The 17,540-nt window shown below is 67.3% G+C and carries 15 protein-coding genes; 8 read left to right on the forward strand and 7 right to left on the reverse strand.

Translation table 11 applies throughout. The features are described from left to right. Window positions 1-11: 11 nt before the first annotated feature. From ACPCUW_RS06355 to ACPCUW_RS06370, 4 genes are read right to left on the reverse strand one after another with little or no spacing between them, the layout of a single operon-like run. Entirely contained in the window at window positions 12-872 is an 861-nt protein-coding gene (locus ACPCUW_RS06355) for an LLM class F420-dependent oxidoreductase (RefSeq protein ID WP_305779528.1), read from the reverse strand. A gap of 26 nt (window positions 873-898) precedes the next feature. Then, window positions 899-2,383: an FAD-dependent oxidoreductase gene (locus ACPCUW_RS06360; protein ID WP_423423982.1), complete on the reverse strand. Its 1,485-nt coding sequence runs from the start codon at window positions 2,381-2,383 to the stop codon at window positions 899-901. 14 nt (window positions 2,384-2,397) lie between these two features. Continuing rightward, entirely contained in the window at window positions 2,398-2,838 is a 441-nt protein-coding gene (locus ACPCUW_RS06365; protein WP_064906090.1) for a carboxymuconolactone decarboxylase family protein, read from the reverse strand. Beyond that, complete coding sequence (locus ACPCUW_RS06370; RefSeq protein ID WP_423423983.1) at window positions 2,828-3,748, reverse strand: NAD(P)-dependent oxidoreductase; 921 nt, start codon at window positions 3,746-3,748, stop codon at window positions 2,828-2,830. The genes ACPCUW_RS06365 and ACPCUW_RS06370 overlap by 11 nt, the downstream gene beginning before the upstream one ends. A gap of 399 nt (window positions 3,749-4,147) precedes the next feature. Between ACPCUW_RS06370 and ACPCUW_RS06375 the strand changes: the two genes are divergently transcribed. The 5 genes from ACPCUW_RS06375 to ACPCUW_RS06395 all read left to right on the forward strand — a co-directional run bounded on the left by ACPCUW_RS06375 (window position 4,148) and on the right by ACPCUW_RS06395 (window position 9,184). Beyond that, a complete protein-coding gene (locus ACPCUW_RS06375; protein ID WP_030516453.1) occupies window positions 4,148-4,696 on the forward strand; it encodes a nuclear transport factor 2 family protein in 549 nt (182 codons plus the stop codon). A 5-nt stretch (window positions 4,697-4,701) separates the two neighbouring features. Continuing rightward, window positions 4,702-5,943 (forward strand): hypothetical protein, encoded by a 1,242-nt coding sequence (locus tag ACPCUW_RS06380; RefSeq protein ID WP_423423984.1) that lies wholly within the window; start codon window positions 4,702-4,704, stop codon window positions 5,941-5,943. Between the two features lie 45 nt (window positions 5,944-5,988). Beyond that, on the forward strand, window positions 5,989-7,602 hold the full coding sequence (locus ACPCUW_RS06385) for an acyl-CoA synthetase (protein WP_305779524.1): 1,614 nt from the start codon (window positions 5,989-5,991) through the stop codon (window positions 7,600-7,602). A 170-nt stretch (window positions 7,603-7,772) separates the two neighbouring features. Continuing rightward, window positions 7,773-8,420, forward strand: a complete 648-nt coding sequence (locus ACPCUW_RS06390) for an acetoacetate decarboxylase family protein (RefSeq protein ID WP_423423985.1) — start codon at window positions 7,773-7,775, stop codon at window positions 8,418-8,420. Further along, window positions 8,417-9,184: an SDR family NAD(P)-dependent oxidoreductase gene (locus ACPCUW_RS06395; protein ID WP_305779522.1), complete on the forward strand. Its 768-nt coding sequence runs from the start codon at window positions 8,417-8,419 to the stop codon at window positions 9,182-9,184. The genes ACPCUW_RS06390 and ACPCUW_RS06395 overlap by 4 nt, the downstream gene beginning before the upstream one ends. Before the next feature lie 40 nt (window positions 9,185-9,224). Here ACPCUW_RS06395 and ACPCUW_RS06400 read toward each other — a convergent pair whose 3' ends face one another. Beyond that, window positions 9,225-10,046, reverse strand: a complete 822-nt coding sequence (locus tag ACPCUW_RS06400) for a crotonase/enoyl-CoA hydratase family protein (protein WP_036525233.1) — start codon at window positions 10,044-10,046, stop codon at window positions 9,225-9,227. Between the two features lie 137 nt (window positions 10,047-10,183). On the opposite strand from ACPCUW_RS06400, the gene ACPCUW_RS06405 reads away from it, so the two are divergent. Then, window positions 10,184-11,806, forward strand: coding sequence for a succinic semialdehyde dehydrogenase (locus ACPCUW_RS06405; protein ID WP_423423986.1), 1,623 nt, complete (start codon window positions 10,184-10,186; stop codon window positions 11,804-11,806). A 105-nt stretch (window positions 11,807-11,911) separates the two neighbouring features. Here ACPCUW_RS06405 and ACPCUW_RS06410 read toward each other — a convergent pair whose 3' ends face one another. Together ACPCUW_RS06410 and ACPCUW_RS06415 are read right to left on the reverse strand one after the other, a co-directional pair. Next, window positions 11,912-13,312 carry a lipase family protein gene (locus tag ACPCUW_RS06410; protein ID WP_423423987.1) on the reverse strand — a complete coding sequence of 467 codons (1,401 nt, stop codon included), beginning with the start codon at window positions 13,310-13,312 and terminating at the stop codon, window positions 11,912-11,914. A 140-nt stretch (window positions 13,313-13,452) separates the two neighbouring features. After that, the gene (locus ACPCUW_RS06415) at window positions 13,453-14,559 is read right to left on the reverse strand and encodes a HoxN/HupN/NixA family nickel/cobalt transporter (protein WP_423423988.1); all 1,107 of its coding nucleotides are present in this window, start codon (window positions 14,557-14,559) and stop codon (window positions 13,453-13,455) included. A 571-nt stretch (window positions 14,560-15,130) separates the two neighbouring features. Between ACPCUW_RS06415 and ACPCUW_RS06420 the strand changes: the two genes are divergently transcribed. Together ACPCUW_RS06420 and ACPCUW_RS06425 are read left to right on the forward strand one after the other, a co-directional pair. Continuing rightward, on the forward strand, window positions 15,131-16,174 hold the full coding sequence (locus ACPCUW_RS06420; protein WP_064906098.1) for an ABC transporter substrate-binding protein: 1,044 nt from the start codon (window positions 15,131-15,133) through the stop codon (window positions 16,172-16,174). A gap of 75 nt (window positions 16,175-16,249) precedes the next feature. After that, entirely contained in the window at window positions 16,250-17,518 is a 1,269-nt protein-coding gene (locus ACPCUW_RS06425) for a low temperature requirement protein A (RefSeq protein ID WP_305779520.1), read from the forward strand. Window positions 17,519-17,540 lie beyond the last annotated feature (22 nt).

Consider the following 17,540-nt stretch of genomic DNA (forward strand, 5'->3'; position numbering starts at 1 on the left):
GCGGTGGTGGCTCAGGCGCTCGCGCGCAGGGGCGCGAGCTTGCCGGCCAGGCGGTCGAGATAGGCCAGCACCTCGGCTTCGGACTTGTCCGGCAGTCCGTACAGTACGTCGGTCACCCCGGCGGCGCTCCATTCGGTAAGCCGCTGCGTGTCGGGTTTGCCGTCGAGGGCGACCACCCGCGGGGTGTCCTCGCGGCCGGCCTCCTGCCACACCTTGGTCAGCAGCTGCAGGCGTTCCAGCAGCGTATGGGTCTCGTACGGGGTGGTGATCCAGCCGTCGGCCGAGCGCGCGATCCAGCGGAAACCCTGTTCGGTGCCCGCGGTGCCGATCAGCACCGGCACCTTCGGCTGTACCGGCTTCGGCCACGCCCAGCTGGGGCCGAACTTCACGAAGTCGCCGTCGTAGCTCGCCTCTTCCTCGGTCCACAGCGCTCGCATGGCCTCGAGGTATTCGCGCAGCACCGTGCGGCGCTTGTTGCCCGGCACGCCGTGGTCGGCGAGTTCGTCGGTGTTCCAGCCGAATCCGGCGCCGACGCTGACCCGGCCGCCGGACAGGTGGTCCAGGGTCGCGATGGTCTTGGCCAGCGTGATGGGATCGTGTTCGGTGGGAAGTGCCACCGCCGTGGACAATTCGATGCGTTCGGTGACCGCCGCCGCGGTGGCCAGCGCCACCCACGGGTCCAGGGTGCGCATGTACCGGTCGTCGGGCAGGCTCTCGTCGCCGGTCAGTGGATGTGCCGCCTCCCGTTTGATCGGGATGTGGGTGTGCTCGGGCACGAAGAACGACTCGAAGCCGCGCTCCTCGGCGGCCTCGGCCGCGACCGCCGGCCGGATGCCGCGGTCGCTGGTGAACAGGACGATGCCGAAACGCATGATGTTCCTTTCGGTTCGGTCGGGCATCAGCTCGAGGCCGGACCGTCGTTGGCGGCGGCACGGCCCGCGCGGCGACCGTAGAAGCTGCCGTCGCCGAGGGAGGTGCCGCTGGCATAGCCGCCCGCGCAGACACCGGAGGTGCAGCGGCCCGCGGCGTACAGGCCGGGAATCGGCTCGCCCGTGACGTGGATGACCCGGGAATCCAGATCGGTGCGCAGACCGCCGAGGGTGAATCCGGCGGTGAAGTTGCGCATATCGAACCCGGCCACCGGCGTGCCGATCGGCTTCACCCACTCCGGCTTCTTGCCGAGCAGCGGGTCCGAGCCGGATTCGGCGTGCCGGTTGTAGACCTCGACGGTGGCCAGCAGCGAGCCCGCGGGCAGGCCCATATCGCTTTCGAGTTCCTCGACCGTCTCCGCCGCCCAGGTGGGGGGCTGGCGGAAGAAGGGGGTGCTGGACTCGGTCTTCAGCGCTTCCTCGAGCGCGGCCTCGTCGATGATCAGGTAGGCCTGGTTGTCCTGCTGGATCAGCGTGGCCTGGCCGATCCGGCCCGGATAGGTGTCCTCGGCGATGTAGCGCTGACCGCGGCCGTTGACCAGAATGCCGCGCACCATCATCTGCGGATCGCCGAAGAAGGCGACCTCGGTGGCGTCCATATGCGCCAGTTCGGCGCCGAGTGCCTGGGCGACCCGGATGCCGATGCCGTCGTGTTCCTCGATCGCGGCGGCGGGCCGGCCGATGAGTCGCGGGGCGTAGCCCTCGATCATCCGCTGCTCGTAGGCGAAGCTGCCGGTGGCCAGCACCACGCCGCGGCGGGCGCGCACGGTGATCTCCTTGCCGTAGCGCTTGGCCACCACGCCGACGACGCGATTGTCGGCCGCGACCACGAGTCGCTGAATCCGGATGTCGTATTCGGCTCGCACACCGAGGGATTCGGCGGTGTCGGTGAGCGGCTTCATCAGCATGTAGCCGCCGCCCTGCTCGCCGATGCGCTTGTTCTGCATCTGCGGCAGGTGGCCGCGCGGCGCCGGGGTGGCGATGCCCTTGAACGGCGCGGCGTTCTCACCGCCGGAGTACATCAAGCCCTCGTCGTGCGGGGGTTCCCAGCCCGGCTCGCCCCAGAATTCCTCTTTGAACGGAACACCTTGGGCGACAAGCCAATTGAAGTGTTCGACGCTGCCCTGGCAGTAGTCGTGAATCTTGGCCTCGTCCACGCCGGGCCCGAGGGCGGCCAGCATGAACTTCTCCATGTTCTCCGGGGTGTCCTCGAAACCGAGCGCCTTCTGCAGCGGAGTGCCGCCACCCAGATAGATGAATCCGCCCGACAGGGAGGCCGCACCGCCCCAGCCGCCGGTGCGCTCGAGCACCAGCACGTCCGCGCCGGCCCGGGCGGCCTCGATTGCCGCGGCGACGCCGGCGATGCCGTATCCGGCGATCACCACATCGGCCTCGTAGTCCCAGTCGGTGATGTCGGCGGCGGGCTGGGGGCGTACACCCAGGGTGTCGGACATGGTGGCTTCGTTCCTCACTTCTCGGCGGATTCGGCGGCTCGGGCGGCGGCCTTCTTTTCGGCGGCCTTCTCGTTGGCCTTCTTTTCGGCGGCCACGACTTTGCCGACGACGCTGTCGAGTTTCGTCCCGGCGGCCCAGCCGGTGTAGTGGCACAGGAAGATCGCGATCTCGCGCAACTGTTCCTCGGTCAGTTCACCGTTGCGCAGGGCCGCGCTGACCTGGATCTCGGTGACGTCGAGGTGGCCCTGCGCGGTGAGCGCGCCGAGCAGCAGCAGGCGACGATCACGCACGGACAGTTCCGGGCGGCTCCAGATGTCGGCGAACAGATGGTCCGCCGTCACGGCGAAATGCGCGCCGGGTCCGTCGGACATCTCCCAGCCGTAGACCTCGCCCATCTTGGCCACCCCGCGCGCGCGACGCTGCTCGGGGGTGAGGCCGTCGGTTTCAGCGCTCATCGCTCTCCTCGGAAGTGTCGGTGGCGGCCCGCGAGATATCGCCGGGCCCGACGCCGAGCCCGTCGCCGAGTCCGCTCAAAGCCATTCGGGCGAAGGGCAACTCGACGCCGAGTCGCTCGCCCAGGGCCAGTGCCAGCGACAGATCCTTCTCACCCAGATCGCGGGTATGCGTGAAGATCGAATGCCAGAAGTCGTCCACCGCGACCGGTGCGGTGGTATCGCGCAGCATGATCGCGCCCGCCCCGCCGGTGATGGCATCCGAATGCCGGACCACCTTGCCCAGGTCGACGATGTTCAGCCCGGCCGCCTCGGCCAGTCGCTGCGCCTCCGCGGTGGCCGTGAACGAGACGAAATGCAGCAGGTTGCGGGCCAGTTTCATCCGGGTGCCGGCGCCGACCTCGCCCGCGTGCACCACCAGTTCGGCCCAGTAGCCGAACGGTTCGCGCACCTTCTCGAAGGCGGCGTCGCTGCCGCCCACCATGACCGCGAGCGACCCCTTCTTGGCCCCCGCGCCGCCGCCGCTGACCGGGGCGTCGACGAAGTCCACCTCGTGTTCGGCGCAGATGCCGGCGAGTTCTACGGCGGTCCGGTCGCTGATGGTCGAATGCACGGCGATCACCGTGCCGGGGCGCGCGGTGCTCAGCAGGCCGTCCGGACCGGTCACCACGGATCGGACCTGCTCGTCGTTGAGCACGACCACCGAGATCACCCCCGCGCGCTCGGCGACCTCGGCCGCCGTCTTCGCCGGCTCGGCGCCGCCGTCGACGAACGGCCGCACGGCCTCGGCCCGGGTGTCGCAGACGACGAGGCCGCCGGGGCGCTTCAGCAGCCGCTCGGCCATCGGCGCACCCATATTGCCGAGGCCGATGAAGCCCGCAGCGCTGGTGCTGTCGTTCGTGGACCCGCTCATGGGTACCTTTCGATGCTGTCTGGACACGTGTACGGAACTATAGGTTCGACTCTGATCTTGGCGCAAGAACTTGTTTCAATTCCGCGGTTGTGTCAAGGCGGCGGAACCAGCGCCGACCATGGCGTGGGCGGTTGCCGGCACCCTGGTCGAACGTCCGCATCTTCATAGCAAAAATGGCCGATCCATTGTCGGTCCCCGATTGCGGTGGTACCGTCCAGACACATGTCCAGCGATGTGTCTTTCGCGCCTGTCCGCGAGGGATATCCCGGCCTGAACTCGTTCTCGAAAACGGGCTGACGGACCACGACGTTCGCGGTCGCCGCAGCCCGGTGACCGCCCGGATCAGGCCGTGCCGGATATCGGCGCCGGCCCTCGACACAGAATGTGAAGGAAGCTGCGATGTCCGGTTTTTCCCGGGACGAACTCGACGAGATGGTCCGCCGCTGGGTGGTCGAGAACGAACGCTGCGAGGCGGCGGGGGACTGGCGGCCGCTGGCCGACATGTACACCGAGGACGCCACCTACGGCTGGAACTACGGACCGACCCAGGAATTCATGGCGGTGGGCCGCGACGAGATCCGCGAACTGGCGCTGGGACAGGAGATGGACGGCCTCGAGGGCTGGACCTACCCGTACCAGGAATTCGTCGTCGACGAGCGCAGCGGCAACGTGATCGGCTTGTGGAAGCAGGTCAACGAGAACACCCGCCCCGACGGCCGCCACTACAGCCCGGAGGGCATCGGCGGCAGCTGGTTCCGCTACGGCGGCAACTTCCAATGGTCCTGGCAGCGTGACTTTTTCGACTTCGGCAACGTCTCGGCGCTGTTCGTGGAGATGATCACGGCGAACGCGCTGTCGGAGGGGATGCAGAAGCGGATCGAACGCTCGGGCGCGGGACCGCTGCCGGGCTGGTACAAGATCGGCGAGTCGCCGGTCCCGCTGTGGTGAGCGCGATGCCCGCGAGTCGCTTCGCCACACTCAGCCGGGAGCAGCTGGCGGCGCTGGTGCCCGAACTGCTGCTGTGCGGGCATCTCATCGATCGCTCCGGGATGGCGCATTCGATCGGCGCCTTCGGGCGCGACGGGATGGCCGAGGTGGCGATCGAGGAATGGCAGCTGGCCAGCCCGATCTACACCCGCCGGATGCGCGCGGCCCTCGACATCCCGGGCGACGGCGTCGTCACGATATTCAAAGGGCTGCAACTGGATATCGGCGCGCCGCCGCAGTTCATGGACTTCCGGTTCCGCGTCGACGACGACCACAACGGCGAGTTCTGGCTCGACCACTGCGGTGCGCTCGCCGACGTCGAGCCGATGGGTGAGGACTACGTGGTGGCCATGTGCCACACCATCGAGGACCCCACCTTCGACGCGACCGCGCTGGCCACCAATCCGCATGCGCAGGTACGCCCGATCCACCGGCCGCCCCGGCAGCCCGCCGATCGAGTGCCGGTGTGCGCGTGGACGGTTCGCATCGACCCGGCCAACGAACCGCCCGCGGTCCCGCGCAATGCGGCGCGCATGGCCGAATTCGCCGCTGTCGACCTCGAATTGGCGCCGATCGAAGTCGCGGGTCCGGGCCGGTCCGACTACCGCGGGCCACTGCTGAGCGATATCGACTTCGCGGACTTCTCGCATTCGGCGCTGGTCCGGATGGCCGACGAGGTGTGCCTGCAGCAGCATCTGCTGAATCTCGGATTCCTGATCGCGGTCGGCGAGCGCGCGGACGCGGAGACCACCGCCACGATCGCGCGCAAACAGTTCACCGGGATCGCCGGGCTCACCTCCGAACGCCTGCGCGCGGTACTGGGCCTCGGTACCGGCTTCGACGATCTGGCCCAGGTGCTGCGGCTGCATCCGGCGTGGAATCCGCTGCCCTACGTCGACATGCAGATCGACGCCTATCACGATTCCGCGATCCTGCGCATCGCGCGCGACAGTCCCGGTGTGCGCGACGGCGGCTGGCCGGCCGCCGTCGACGCCGAACATCTGGAGCCGCTGGCGGCCATGGTGCGCGGGGTGAATCCGCGATTCGACGTGCATGCCCGCGAGGGCGACGAGCGCGAATTCGTAGTCGAGATCACCGCTGCCGCAACGCCTTTCCGGGAGTCGCCGGAGGTGGCGATCACTCGGTTCAGCACCGGGGCGGAGTTCCACTTCGCGCCCCGGCAGTCGCTGCCGCTGACGGTCGTCTGACCGCCCTCAGTCCCGAACCGCCGCTACCGACGAGAGATCTCAGATATGCCGAACAATTTCGCCGACCTGTTCGAGCACGCCGTGGACGCCATGCCGGATCGGGTGGCGCTGATTCAGGGCGAGCGCCGGGTCACCTATCAGGAGCTGGAACGCCGCGCCAACCAGCTCGCTCACCACTTCGCCGCGGTGGGCCTGGGGGAGGGCAGCCACATCGGCTTCCAGATGCACAACAGCATCGAGACGATGGAAACCCTGATCGCCGCCTTCAAGATCCGGGCGGTGCCGATCAATATCAACTACCGCTACGGCGCGGACGAACTGCGCTACGTCTACGACAACGCCGACCTCGAGGCGGTGGTACACCACCGGTGCTACGCGCAGGTCGTGGATCAGGTGCGTCCGCAGGTGACCACGCTGCGCCACGCCTTCGTCGTCGACGACGATCAGGGCGGCGACGGGCTGCCCAGCGAATCCACGCCGTACGCGGAGGCATTCGAAAGCGTCTCGGCCGCACGCGATTTCGGTGAGCGCAGCGCCGACGACCTGTTCATGATGTACACCGGCGGCACCACCGGCATGCCCAAGGGCGTGATGTGGCGCCAGGAGGATATGTGGCGGGTGCTCGGTGGCGGCATCGACTTCTACACCAACGTGCCGGTGGCCGACGAGTTCGAACAGTCCCGGGTCGGCTCGCAGAACGACCCGCTGCGCTGGCTGATCCTGCCGCCGCTGATCCACGCCGCGGCGCTGATGCCCACGTTCACCGCACTGTGGTCGGGCAACACCGTCGTCTACGAACCGCGCTTCGACGCCGACCGGGTTTGGCAGGTGGTGGCGGGGCAGCAGGCGAATATCGTCGTCATCACCGGCGATGCCATGGCACGGCCGCTGCTCAACTCCTATCGGCGATCGCCGGTGGACGCCTCCTCGATGGTCGCCCTCGCCTCCGGTGCGGCGCTGCTGTCGCAGCCGGTGAAGAACGAGATGCTGGAGTTGTTCCCGCATGCGGTGATCACCGATTCGATCGGCTCCTCCGAAACCGGATTCGGCGGCATCGGCGTGGCGCAGAAGGACGACGACCCGTCCCGTGGGCCGCGCGTGCAGACCGGGCGCGGTGCGGTCGTGGTGAACGAGGAGGGCCGGGAGGTGGCGCCCGGCGAAGAGGGCTGGATGGCCAAGAAGGGGTCGGTGCCGCTCGGCTACTACAAGGATCAGACCAAGTCCGACAAGCTGTTCAAGACCGTCGACGGCGTCCGCATGGTCATCACCGACGACCGCGCGCGGGTGGAGGCCGACGGCACCATCACCCTGATCGGCCGCGGCAACATGGTGATCAACACCGGCGGCGAGAAGGTGTTCGTCGAAGAGGTGGAGGCCGTCGTGAAGGCCCACGAGGGCGTCTACGACGTGGTGGTCATCGGAGTTCCGCACGAGCGCTGGGGCCATCAGGTCGCGGCGGTGGTGTCACCGGCAAGCGCCGATCCGCTGGATTTCGCCGACCTCGAGGCACACGTCCGCAAGCATCTCGCCGGATACAAACTGCCGCGCAGCATTTGGGTGGTCGACGCGGTCGGGCGCACGCCCAGCGGGAAACCGGACTACCGGTGGGCGAAAGCCCATGCCGAATCCCATCCGCCGGCCCACACCGTCGGCTCCTGAACCCCTCGGGATCTTCGCCGGACGTCGCGCCCGCGGCGTTCGGCGCCGTCGTGTCCGGGCGATCTCGGTGACTGGGATTTCCCGGCCGAGAGGGCCTGCCGAATCAGACTGGAACGTGTTCTACTTGGAGGATGACAGCGGTGCATTCCGTACTCGGTGAAAAAGTCAGGATGCCGGTCGAGATCCGCGACGCCGACGCCTGTGCGGCGACATTTCTCGTCGACGCGGCGGCGGCCCGGGAGATCGTGGCGCCGACCGGACTCAAACCACTCACAGTCGCCGGACGCGGGGTGTGCTCGCTGGTCTTCGTGCGCTACGTGGACGGCGATCTCGGTCCCTATCACGAATTCGGCCTCACCCTCATGGTGCGCGGCCGGGACAAGGACCTCGGCGTCTACATTCCCTGGCTGCCGGTGAACCAGACCTTCACCTGCGCCGCCGGCCGCGAGATCTGGGGCTTTCCCAAGGAGATCGCCGATATCCGGATCACGCCGGTGCGTCGCGGCAAGCGCTGCGAGGTGCGCATCGACGACCGTCTGGTGGTGGCGATGGAAGTCGCCGGTGGCGTGCCGTCGCCGGGCGGCATGGGCGGTGCGTCGATCGCGGCCTACACCCATATGGACGGCGTCCTGCGCCGTACCCCGTGGGTGATGAATCCGTCGCAGGTGCGAATGGGACTGGGCGGCACCAGGATCGAACTCGGTGATCACCCCGTTGCCGAACAGATGCGCGCCCTGGGGTTGCCCAAGCGCGCACTCTTCAGCAGCCGGATCGGACTGCTGCGCATGACTTTCGAAGACGCGGTGGAGGTGCGATGAGCAAGACAGCACTGGTGACCGGTGCCGCCAGCGGCATGGGACGCATGGCGGCCCAGCGACTGGCGGCGGGCGGCTATCGGGTGGCCGCACTCGATATCAACGAGACCGGCCTGGCCGAAACCGCGCGCCGATCCCCGAATATGAGCACCTACACCTGTGATGTCGCCGACGAGCAGGTGGTGCGCGCGGTGGTCGACAAGGTCCGCTCGGACCTCGGGCCGATCGAGCACGTGGTGCACGCGGCGGCGCTGTGCCGGGTGGGTTCGGCTCTGACCCACGATGTTTCGGAGATGCGCCGGGTGATGGACATCAACTACGGCGGGACGATCAATATCTGCCAGGCCATCGTGCCGGAGATGAAGCAGGCGGGCCGCGGCACGCTGGTGCTGTTCGCCTCGGTGGCGGGCTGGCTGCCCTCACCGGGCCTGGCCGCCTACTCGGCCTCCAAATTCGCCGTCGTCTGCTACCACGAAGCACTTGCCCAGGAGTTGAACGGGACCGGGGTGCGGGTGATCTCGATCTGTCCGCCGATCGTGGAAACCCCGCTGCTGGACGGCATTCGGGCCGCCAACGAGGCAGTGGTAGCCGGTCAGAAGGGCATCACCCCGGACCGGGTGCTCGATGCCGCCGAACGCGCGGTAGCCGACCCCAAGGCGCCACTGTTCATCTTCCCCGGCCCCGCCAAGCCGCTGTGGCTGGCACGGCGCTTCGCCCCGAACTTCCTGCGCAAGCAGGTCACTCGGATGGTGAAGCCGGAATTGTGACGGTGCACGCACCCGGCCCCGGCAGCCGGGTGCGGCCGAATCAGCGGCCCTTGAACTCGGGCTTGCGGCGTTCGGCGAAGGCGCGCGGGCCTTCCTTGGCGTCCTCACTGCGGAAGACGGTGAGGCCGAGCTGCGAGTCGATCTTGAAGGCCTCGTTTTCGTGCATGCCCTCGGTGTCGCGCATGGTCTTCAGGATCGCCTGCACCGCCAGCGGGCCGTTGGCGTTGATCTTCTCGGCGAGCTCGAGCGCCTTGTCCAGCGCGGTCCCGTCCGGCACCACGTGGCCGATCAGGCCGTACTCCTTGGCCTCGGCCGCGGTGATGTGGCGCCCGGTGAGCAGGATGTCGGCGGCGACGGTGTAGGGGATCTGCCGGGGCAGTCGCACCGCCGAGCCGCCCATCGGGAACAGGCTCCAGCGCGCCTCGGAGACACCGAATTTCGCGCTCTCGCCGGCGACGCGGATGTCGGTGCCCTGCAGAATCTCGGTTCCGCCGGCGATGGCCGCGCCCTCGACGGCTGCGATCAGCGGCTTGGTCAGGCGGCGGCCCTTGAGCAGACCCGGAATGTTGGTCGGGTCGAAGGCGCCGCCGGCGCTCATATTCTTGGCCGGATCCTGTTTGGTCATCGCCTTGAGGTCGGCGCCCGCGCAGAACGCGCCGCCCGCGCCGGTGAGGATGCAGGAGCGGATCTCCGGGTCGTTGTCGACGGTGTCCCACGCCTGCACCATCAGGTCGAGCATCTCGGCCGACAGCGCATTGCGGACGGCCGGCCGGTTCATGGTGACGATCAGAGTGGCGCCGCGTCGCTCCAGCAGCGCATGGGGTTCCGTGTTGCTACCTGTTTCAGTTGCTGCCGTCGTCATCGCCGACCCACTTTCCTCACTGGTATTACTCGCGTTTTGCGGACGAAGTTACCCCGCAACGTTGTACAGAACAATAACGTGTTCTAGTTTGAATGATGGTGACCGCCGTCACGGGCGGCAAGTTATGGAGAGCGCTGATGGAGACAACTACGCACAGCGGTGCGGACGCGACCTCGCGCAGCGGCGCGAGCACGTTGCCGCCGCGGATCACGAAGACGCTGATCGACCGCCTCACCGGGCTGATCACCGCGGGCGCCGCGGGGGAGAAGCGCGAACCCTACGACATGATCGAGGTGTACACCGGCGCGGTCGTCGGTGAGCTGCCGCAGTCCTCGCCCGAGGACGTCGCCGCGGCGGCCGACAAGGCTCGGGCGGCGCAGCGGGAATGGGCGAACTGGCCGGTCAAGCGCCGGCTGCAGGTCTTCGAGAAGGCCCATGAGCTGATTCTCTCCGAACTCGACACCATCGCGGACCTGATTCAGATCGGTTGCGGCAAGACCCGCCGGATGGCCATCGAGGAATCGTGCGATCCGGTGATGGTGATCAGCCACTACCTCAAACATGCCGAGCGGATTCTGAAACCGATCCGGCGCGGCGGCGCGATGCCCATCATCTCCACCTCCACCGAACAGCATCGGCCCAAGGGCGTCGTCGCGGTGATCGCGCCGTGGAACTTCCCCTTCGCGATCTCGATCTCCGATTCGATTCCGGCGCTCATCGCCGGCAACGGCGTGGTGATCAAACCGGACAACAAGACCGCGCTGTGCACGCTCTACGGCGTCGAACTGCTGCGCAAGGCGGGGCTGCCGCGCGATCTGATCCAGGTCGTGTGCGGTACCGGACCCGACGTCGGCCCCACCCTGATCGACCACAGCGATTTCGTGATGTTCACCGGTTCCACCGCGACCGGTCGCACCATCGGCGAGCGCGCGGGCCGCAACCTCATCAGCTGCAGCCTCGAACTCGGCGGCAAGAATCCGATGATCGTGCTCGAGGACGCCAACCTCGACGAGGTCGTTCCGGGTGCGATCTTCGCGGTGTACGGCAACTCCGGCCAGGCATGTATGCATATCGAGCGCATCTATGTGCACGAGCGCATCCACGACGAGTTCGTGCGCCGATTCGTCGCCGCGGCAGAGGAATTGGGGTCGAAGGCGGGTGCCTCCTACACCGCCGACCCGGAATTCGGCTCGCTGGTGTCGGTCGATCACATGCGGCGCGTGGCCTCGCACGTCGACGACGCCGTCGCGAAGGGCGCGACCGTGCTGACCGGCGGCAAGGCCCGCCCGGACATCGGCCCGGCGTTCTACGAGCCGACCGTGCTGACCGGTGTGACCCCCGAGATGGAGCACGCGACCGTCGAGACCTTCGGTCCGGTCGTCACCATCTACCGCTACACCGACGAGAACGAGGCCGTCCGGCAGGCCAATGCCACCACCTACGGTCTCAACGCCAGCATCTGGAGTTCGGATCTCGCTCGTGCGGAGAAGCTCGCCGACCGGCTCGAGGCGGGCAATGTCAACGTCAACGACGGCTTCGTCGCGACCTATTCGGCGAAGATGACGCCCTCGGGCGGCGTCAAACAGTCCGGCGTGGGCACCCGGCACGGCGACGCGGGCCTGCTCAAGTACACCGATACGGTCAACGTCGGCGTGCAGAAGAAGCAGGTGCTCTCGGCCCGGGCGGGTATGCCGTTCGAAAAGCAGCTCAAGAGCACGCTCATCACGTTGCGTCTGAGCCGCCGGCTGCACATCCGCTGACTGGTCGATGCCGTCGATCTCCACGGAAGGGGCCCGTTCGTCCCCTGACGAACGGGCCCTTCCCATCACCCGGCACCACGCTGTGCCGGTAGCTCTGCGCGCGGCCTACTTCACGCCGATCGGCTTACCGAAGAACGAGGCGAAGGTTTCGCCGAAGGTCGAGGCCAGCATCTGGAAACCGTTGGGGTCCAGCAACAACCAGCCCGCATCCGCGGTGTGACAGCCGGGCTGCGCGGGTACGCCGTCGAGACGGTCGCGCAACCACAGCATCGCCGGGCCGCCGCCGGAGATCTCGGTGGCGACATGTTCGGCGAAGTGTTCACGGGTGTATTGCACTGTGGCGGAGGGGTTTCGGCAGTAGGTGTCGACGAGGTTGTTCACCTGGCCGACCGGGATGATCTCGTCCGGGTTGCCCTGCCAGATGTACATCGGCATATCCGGCACCGACTTGCCCATGCGGGTTTCGTCCAGTACGTCGGCGACCGCGGGCTGCTGGAGCGGATCGCCAGGAACCCGCAACATTCCTTCGAGGTTCAGAAACGGCAGCAGCGAGCTGACGTACTGCACGCACAATCCGCTCTGAATCGTGGTCAGTCCCTTGCCCAATGGGTCCATATGCTCGTCGACGAAACGCGCGAATTCGGGGTATTCGCGGGTCAGGCCCATCACGGCGGCCAGTACCAGCCCCGAGGTCGCCTGTCCGTTGGCCACCTTCAGCGTCATGCCGAGATCGGCCGGAACCCCGCCCTCGGCCGCGCCGACGATATTCAGCTCCGGTGCGTAGGTGCTCTTCAGTTCGGCCGCGTGACCGGTCGCGATCGCACCGCCGGAGTAGCCGTAGAGGCCGATCCTGGTCTGCGGGCTCAACCGCATCGGCTCGAAATCTCGGGCCGCGCGAACGCCGTCGAGGGTGATCCGGCCGGCGAGCGGCCCCGCGGCATAGGCGTTGTTCGGCCCCTCGTGATCGGGAATCACCACGGCCCAGCCCTGCTGCAACGCGCCCTGGGCGATCACGAATTCGGCCGGGGCCACGATCTGGCCCAGGAACGGACCGGCCGAGAAATGCTGGATCGCGTAGGAGGGTGCGCAGTAGCCGGCCAGGGAATCCTCGGCGATCTGCATCGAGACCAGTTTGCCCGGTGCCGAACCGCGTGGTTTCAGAACCGTCGCGACCGCCGGGATCGGTCGGTCACGACTGTCGTTCGATCGGTACGAGATCTGCCACGCGTCGACATTGACCGGGATCAGCCCGAGATTGGCCACCCGCACCTGCCGCGCGGCGATGATCTCGCCGGGCTGCGTCGCCGCGACGATCTCCGGTGCCGGATGGTAGAAGCCCGGGTCCAGCTCGGGCGGTAGCGGAATCGGGGCCGCGGGTGCGACCGGCGCGGGTTCGGCGCCGGCATGCGGCGGATGAGCCACCACTGCGGCCGGAACGGTCAATGCCGCCGCCGCGGCGAGGACACAGGTCGTCCGGCGGATGCGGCGCGTCCAGGATTCGGTCACACTCGGCTCCTTCACTAATGCGAGACTGCTCCGTCTCACATATGCAGCGAACTATGGCACAGGTGTGATCGCCGTCGCAAGAATGTCGCACGCCGGCCGGCGATGCGCGGCTCGACGAGGTGCGGTCGAATGTGGTGTGGCTAGGCCGATTCCTCGGTCGGCGCGGGCGCCCAGCGCTCGTCCACCTTCGCCAGCCGCCAGTAGGCGATCGCGACGACCCAGGCGAGGACGAACAATCCGACGATCGCGAATCCCGCGTTGTTGAGGTCGATACCGGCGATCCACTCTCCGACCGGGCCGCCGAAACCGGTGTCGTCGTGCAGCACCTTGATCAGCTCGATCGAGCCGATGAACAGGGCCACCGCGATCGACAGGCCGGTGATGGCCAGGTTGTAGAAGATCTTGCGCACCGGATCGGAGAACGCCCAGTCGTAGGCGACGTTCATGAACAGGCCGTCGATCGTGTCCATCACGCTCATCCCCGCCGCGAACAGCAGCGGCAGCACCACGATCGCGTACCAGGGCAGTCCCGCCGCCGCGCCGGACCCGGCCAGCGCGAGCAGCGCCACCTCGGTCGCGGTGTCGAAACCCAGTCCGAACAGCACACCGACCGGATAGACGTGCACCGGCCGTCCCACCATCCGCATCACCGGCGCCAGCAGGCGTGCCAGGAATCCGCGCGAATCGAGCGCCGCCTCCAGTTCCGCGCGATCGTATTCGCCGCTGTGGCGCAGACGGCGGAACACCCGCCAGATGCCGATCAGCGCAACCACATTGAGCAGGCCGATCAGATACAGGAACGATCCGGAGGCCACGGTCGAGATGGTGCCCAGCGTCTTGCGGGTCGACGAGTCCTCGTCGACCAGGGTGCCCACCACGTGCGCACCCGCCACCACCAGCGTGGCGAGGACGAACACGATCGTGGAATGCCCCATCGCGAACCAGAATCCGACCGATTTGGGGCGTTTGCCGTCGCTCATCAGCTTGCGCGTGGTGTTGTCGATGGCGGCGATGTGGTCGGCGTCGAAGGCGTGGCGCAGCCCGAAGGTGTAGGCCGTGATGCCCAGTCCGATGCCGAAGACCTCCGTGCCGATGCGATAACCGTGCGGGGCGATCGCGCCGAACAGCAGGCCGAATCCGATCAGATGCATCAACGCGACCACACCGAGCAGCACCGCCGCTTCCAGCCAGTCACGCCGGGACCAGTCCCGCAGCACATCGCGAAGCAGGCGACGACGAGTGGACATGTGCCACAACCCTTCTGGGGAACCCGCGTCCCCGTCCGTGCACAGCGACGAAAGGGGTCTGGCTGACAGCATGAGCTGAACACAGTGGCGCGACCGCACCGGATTGGCACCGGTTTCCCGTTCCCATCGCGAGAACTCTGCGGACTATACCAACGGACCGCACCCGTGCGGCCACGGTCTTCGCAGGTCGCAACGAGGGTGGTGACAGGATTCCCGATCGATGAAATGTCGGGTATGCCCCCGTGTGCCCGGGAAATCGAGGAGACTCGGCGTAACACAGTCCGTAGTGCGACGACTCTGTGCGGGTGCCAGCTCCACAGGGTCAGCGTTTCAGCAATGCCGTTTCTGCAATGCCAGGGGAGCCTTCATGTCGCAGTCTTCTGCCGCGTACCCGAGTATGGTGCCGGTCGGGGTGGATACCGCTCGGGTGTACTCGAGTGATCGACGCGTATTTCCGGCAACCGAATCGTCGTGATTCAAAGGGGAGGCTCGGCAATTCACAACACCTAGGCTCGGCCGAGCCGACGCGCACCACCGTGCCGTCGTGCGCAGTGTCGAGAGGAATTACCTGATGTCCGGACGTATCCGCACCGCAATATCCGTCTTCGCAGCCGGTACGGCTGCCGCTGTGCTACTCACCGCCTGCGGCAGCGGAGGATCCGCCCACACCGAGAACGGGGTGACCTCGCTTCGGTATCTCGGCTGGACCGATCAGGTCACGCTTCCGGAGCTCGCGGAGAACCTCGGATTCTTCGACGGCAAGATCGAACTCGACTACGTCGGCAACACCATCAGCGGGCCGCAGGAAATCCAGACCGCCGCGACCGGGCAGGTCGACTTCGGCGGGGCCTTCGCCGGTGCGGTCGCCAAGCTGGCCGGCGCCGGGGCGCCCATCACCGCGGTGGTCAACTACTACGGATCGGACGAGAAGTCCTTCCAGGGCTATTACACGCTCGACAACAGCCCGATTCGTTCGGCCGCGGATCTGGTCGGCAAGAAGGTCGGCGTGAATACGCTCGGCGGCCAGAACGAGGCCGATATCCACGATGCGTTGAAGAAGGCCGGACTGAGCGTCGACCAGATCAAATCGGTGCAATTGGTGGCGCTGCCGCCGCCGAATATCGAACAGGCGCTGCGACAGGGACAGATCGACGCCGCGGCATTGAACGGCCAGTTCCAACAGCGTGCGGTGGCCAACGGCGGAGTGCGACCGATTTTCACCGAACTCGACGAGTACGGCGGCCCGATCAACGGCGGACCCTATGTCTTCCGCAACGATTTCATCGCGAAGAACCCCGATGTGGTCCGCACCTTCACCACCGGCGTCGCGAAGGCGATCGAATGGGAGCGCAGCACGCCGCGGGATCAGGTGATCGCGAAATTCACCGAGATCATCAACGCCCGCCACCGCGCGGGAGAGGACACCTCGACGCTGAAATACTGGCTGTCCGTGGGGGTTCCGGCGCGCTACGGCAAGGTCTCGGACGAGGATTTCACGCGCTGGCAGAGCTGGCTCGAGGATACCGGGGCCATCGATCACAAGCTGGATCCGAGCAAGTTCTACACGAACAAGTTCAACTCGCTGCTGCAGCCGTCGGACGCTTCCGGGAAGTAGCGCGCGCACGCGTCCTGCCACGGCGACGGGCCGGTAGCGGCGAGCCGACCCGTCGGTACGGCATCATCGGTGCCCATGAGCGACTCCGTATCCACCGGCGGCGCCCGCGGCCCGGCGCACCGCCTCATCCGGATGACCGGCCGCGACCCCGACGAACCGGGGCGCGTGTCCTCGCCCCTGGAGCTCCTGTTCGATCTGACCTTCGTGGTCGCGGTCGGCACCGCGGCATCGTATTTCGCCGAGATGGTGGCCGACGGGCATGCGGGCAAGGCGGCGCTCGCCTTCGTGCTGGCGATGTTCGCGATCGTCAACGCCTGGATCAATTTCAGCTGGTTCGCCTCGGCGTTCGACACCGACGACTGGCTGTACCGCGTGCTCACCATGGTGGTGATGATCGGCGTCGTGGTCTTCGCCCTCGGCCTGCCCGCGATGTTCCATTCGGTCGATGTGGGCGATCACCTCGACGTGCGGGTGATGGTCGTCGGCTACATCGTGATGCGGATCGCGATGGTGCTGCAGTGGTGGCGCGCCGGACGGGAGTCGCCGTCCTTCCGGCACGTCGGCTACGGGAGCATCCGGTGGACGATCATCGCCCAAATCGGCTGGGTGATCATCGCATTCGTGCACATGCCGCTGCTCGTGGCCGGGGTGGGATGCGTACTGCTCGGCGTGCTGGAACTGCTCGTACCGGTGCTGACGCAGGGCCGCGCGAGTGGTACCCCGTGGCATCCGCACCACGTGGCCGAACGCTACAGCCTGTTCGCCATCATCGCGCTCGGTGAGGGCGTGGTCGGCACGGTCGCCTCCTCGGGCGGGCTGCTCGGCGGCAGCGAAGGCGGGCAGTGGAGTGCCGATGCGATCGCGATCGTGGTCGCCGGCGTAGGCCTGACCTTCGGCATGTGGTGGGTGTACTTCACCACCCCGTTCGGCGAGATCCTCGTGCACCGCCGCAACCGCGGCTACCTGTTCGGTTACGGCCACATCCCGCTCTACATGGGTATCGCCGGCGCCGGCGCGGGCCTGCACGTCGCGGGCCTGTCGCTCGAGCACCACTCCCGCATCGGCCCGGTCGCGGTGGTCCTCGCTCTGGCGCTGCCGGTGGGCGTGTACCTGCTGATGGTCTATCTGCTGCACACCCTGCTGCTGTCGGCCCCGGACCCGTTCCACATCCTGCTGCTCACCCTCACGGTCGTGGTCCTGGCCGTCGCGGTGGTCCTGGCCGCGCTGGGCGCCTCGATCGCCGTATGCCTACTGGTGGTGATGATCTCCCCGTTCATCACCGTGGTCGGCTACGAAACCATCGGCTATCGGCATCAGCGCGAGATGCTGGCGAATCTGGAGTGACGCGAGCGAGCCCGTCACCGTG

Source organism: Nocardia sp. AB354 (assembly GCF_049538315.1).
Taxonomy (GTDB): Bacteria; Actinomycetota; Actinomycetes; order Mycobacteriales; family Mycobacteriaceae; genus Nocardia; species Nocardia nova.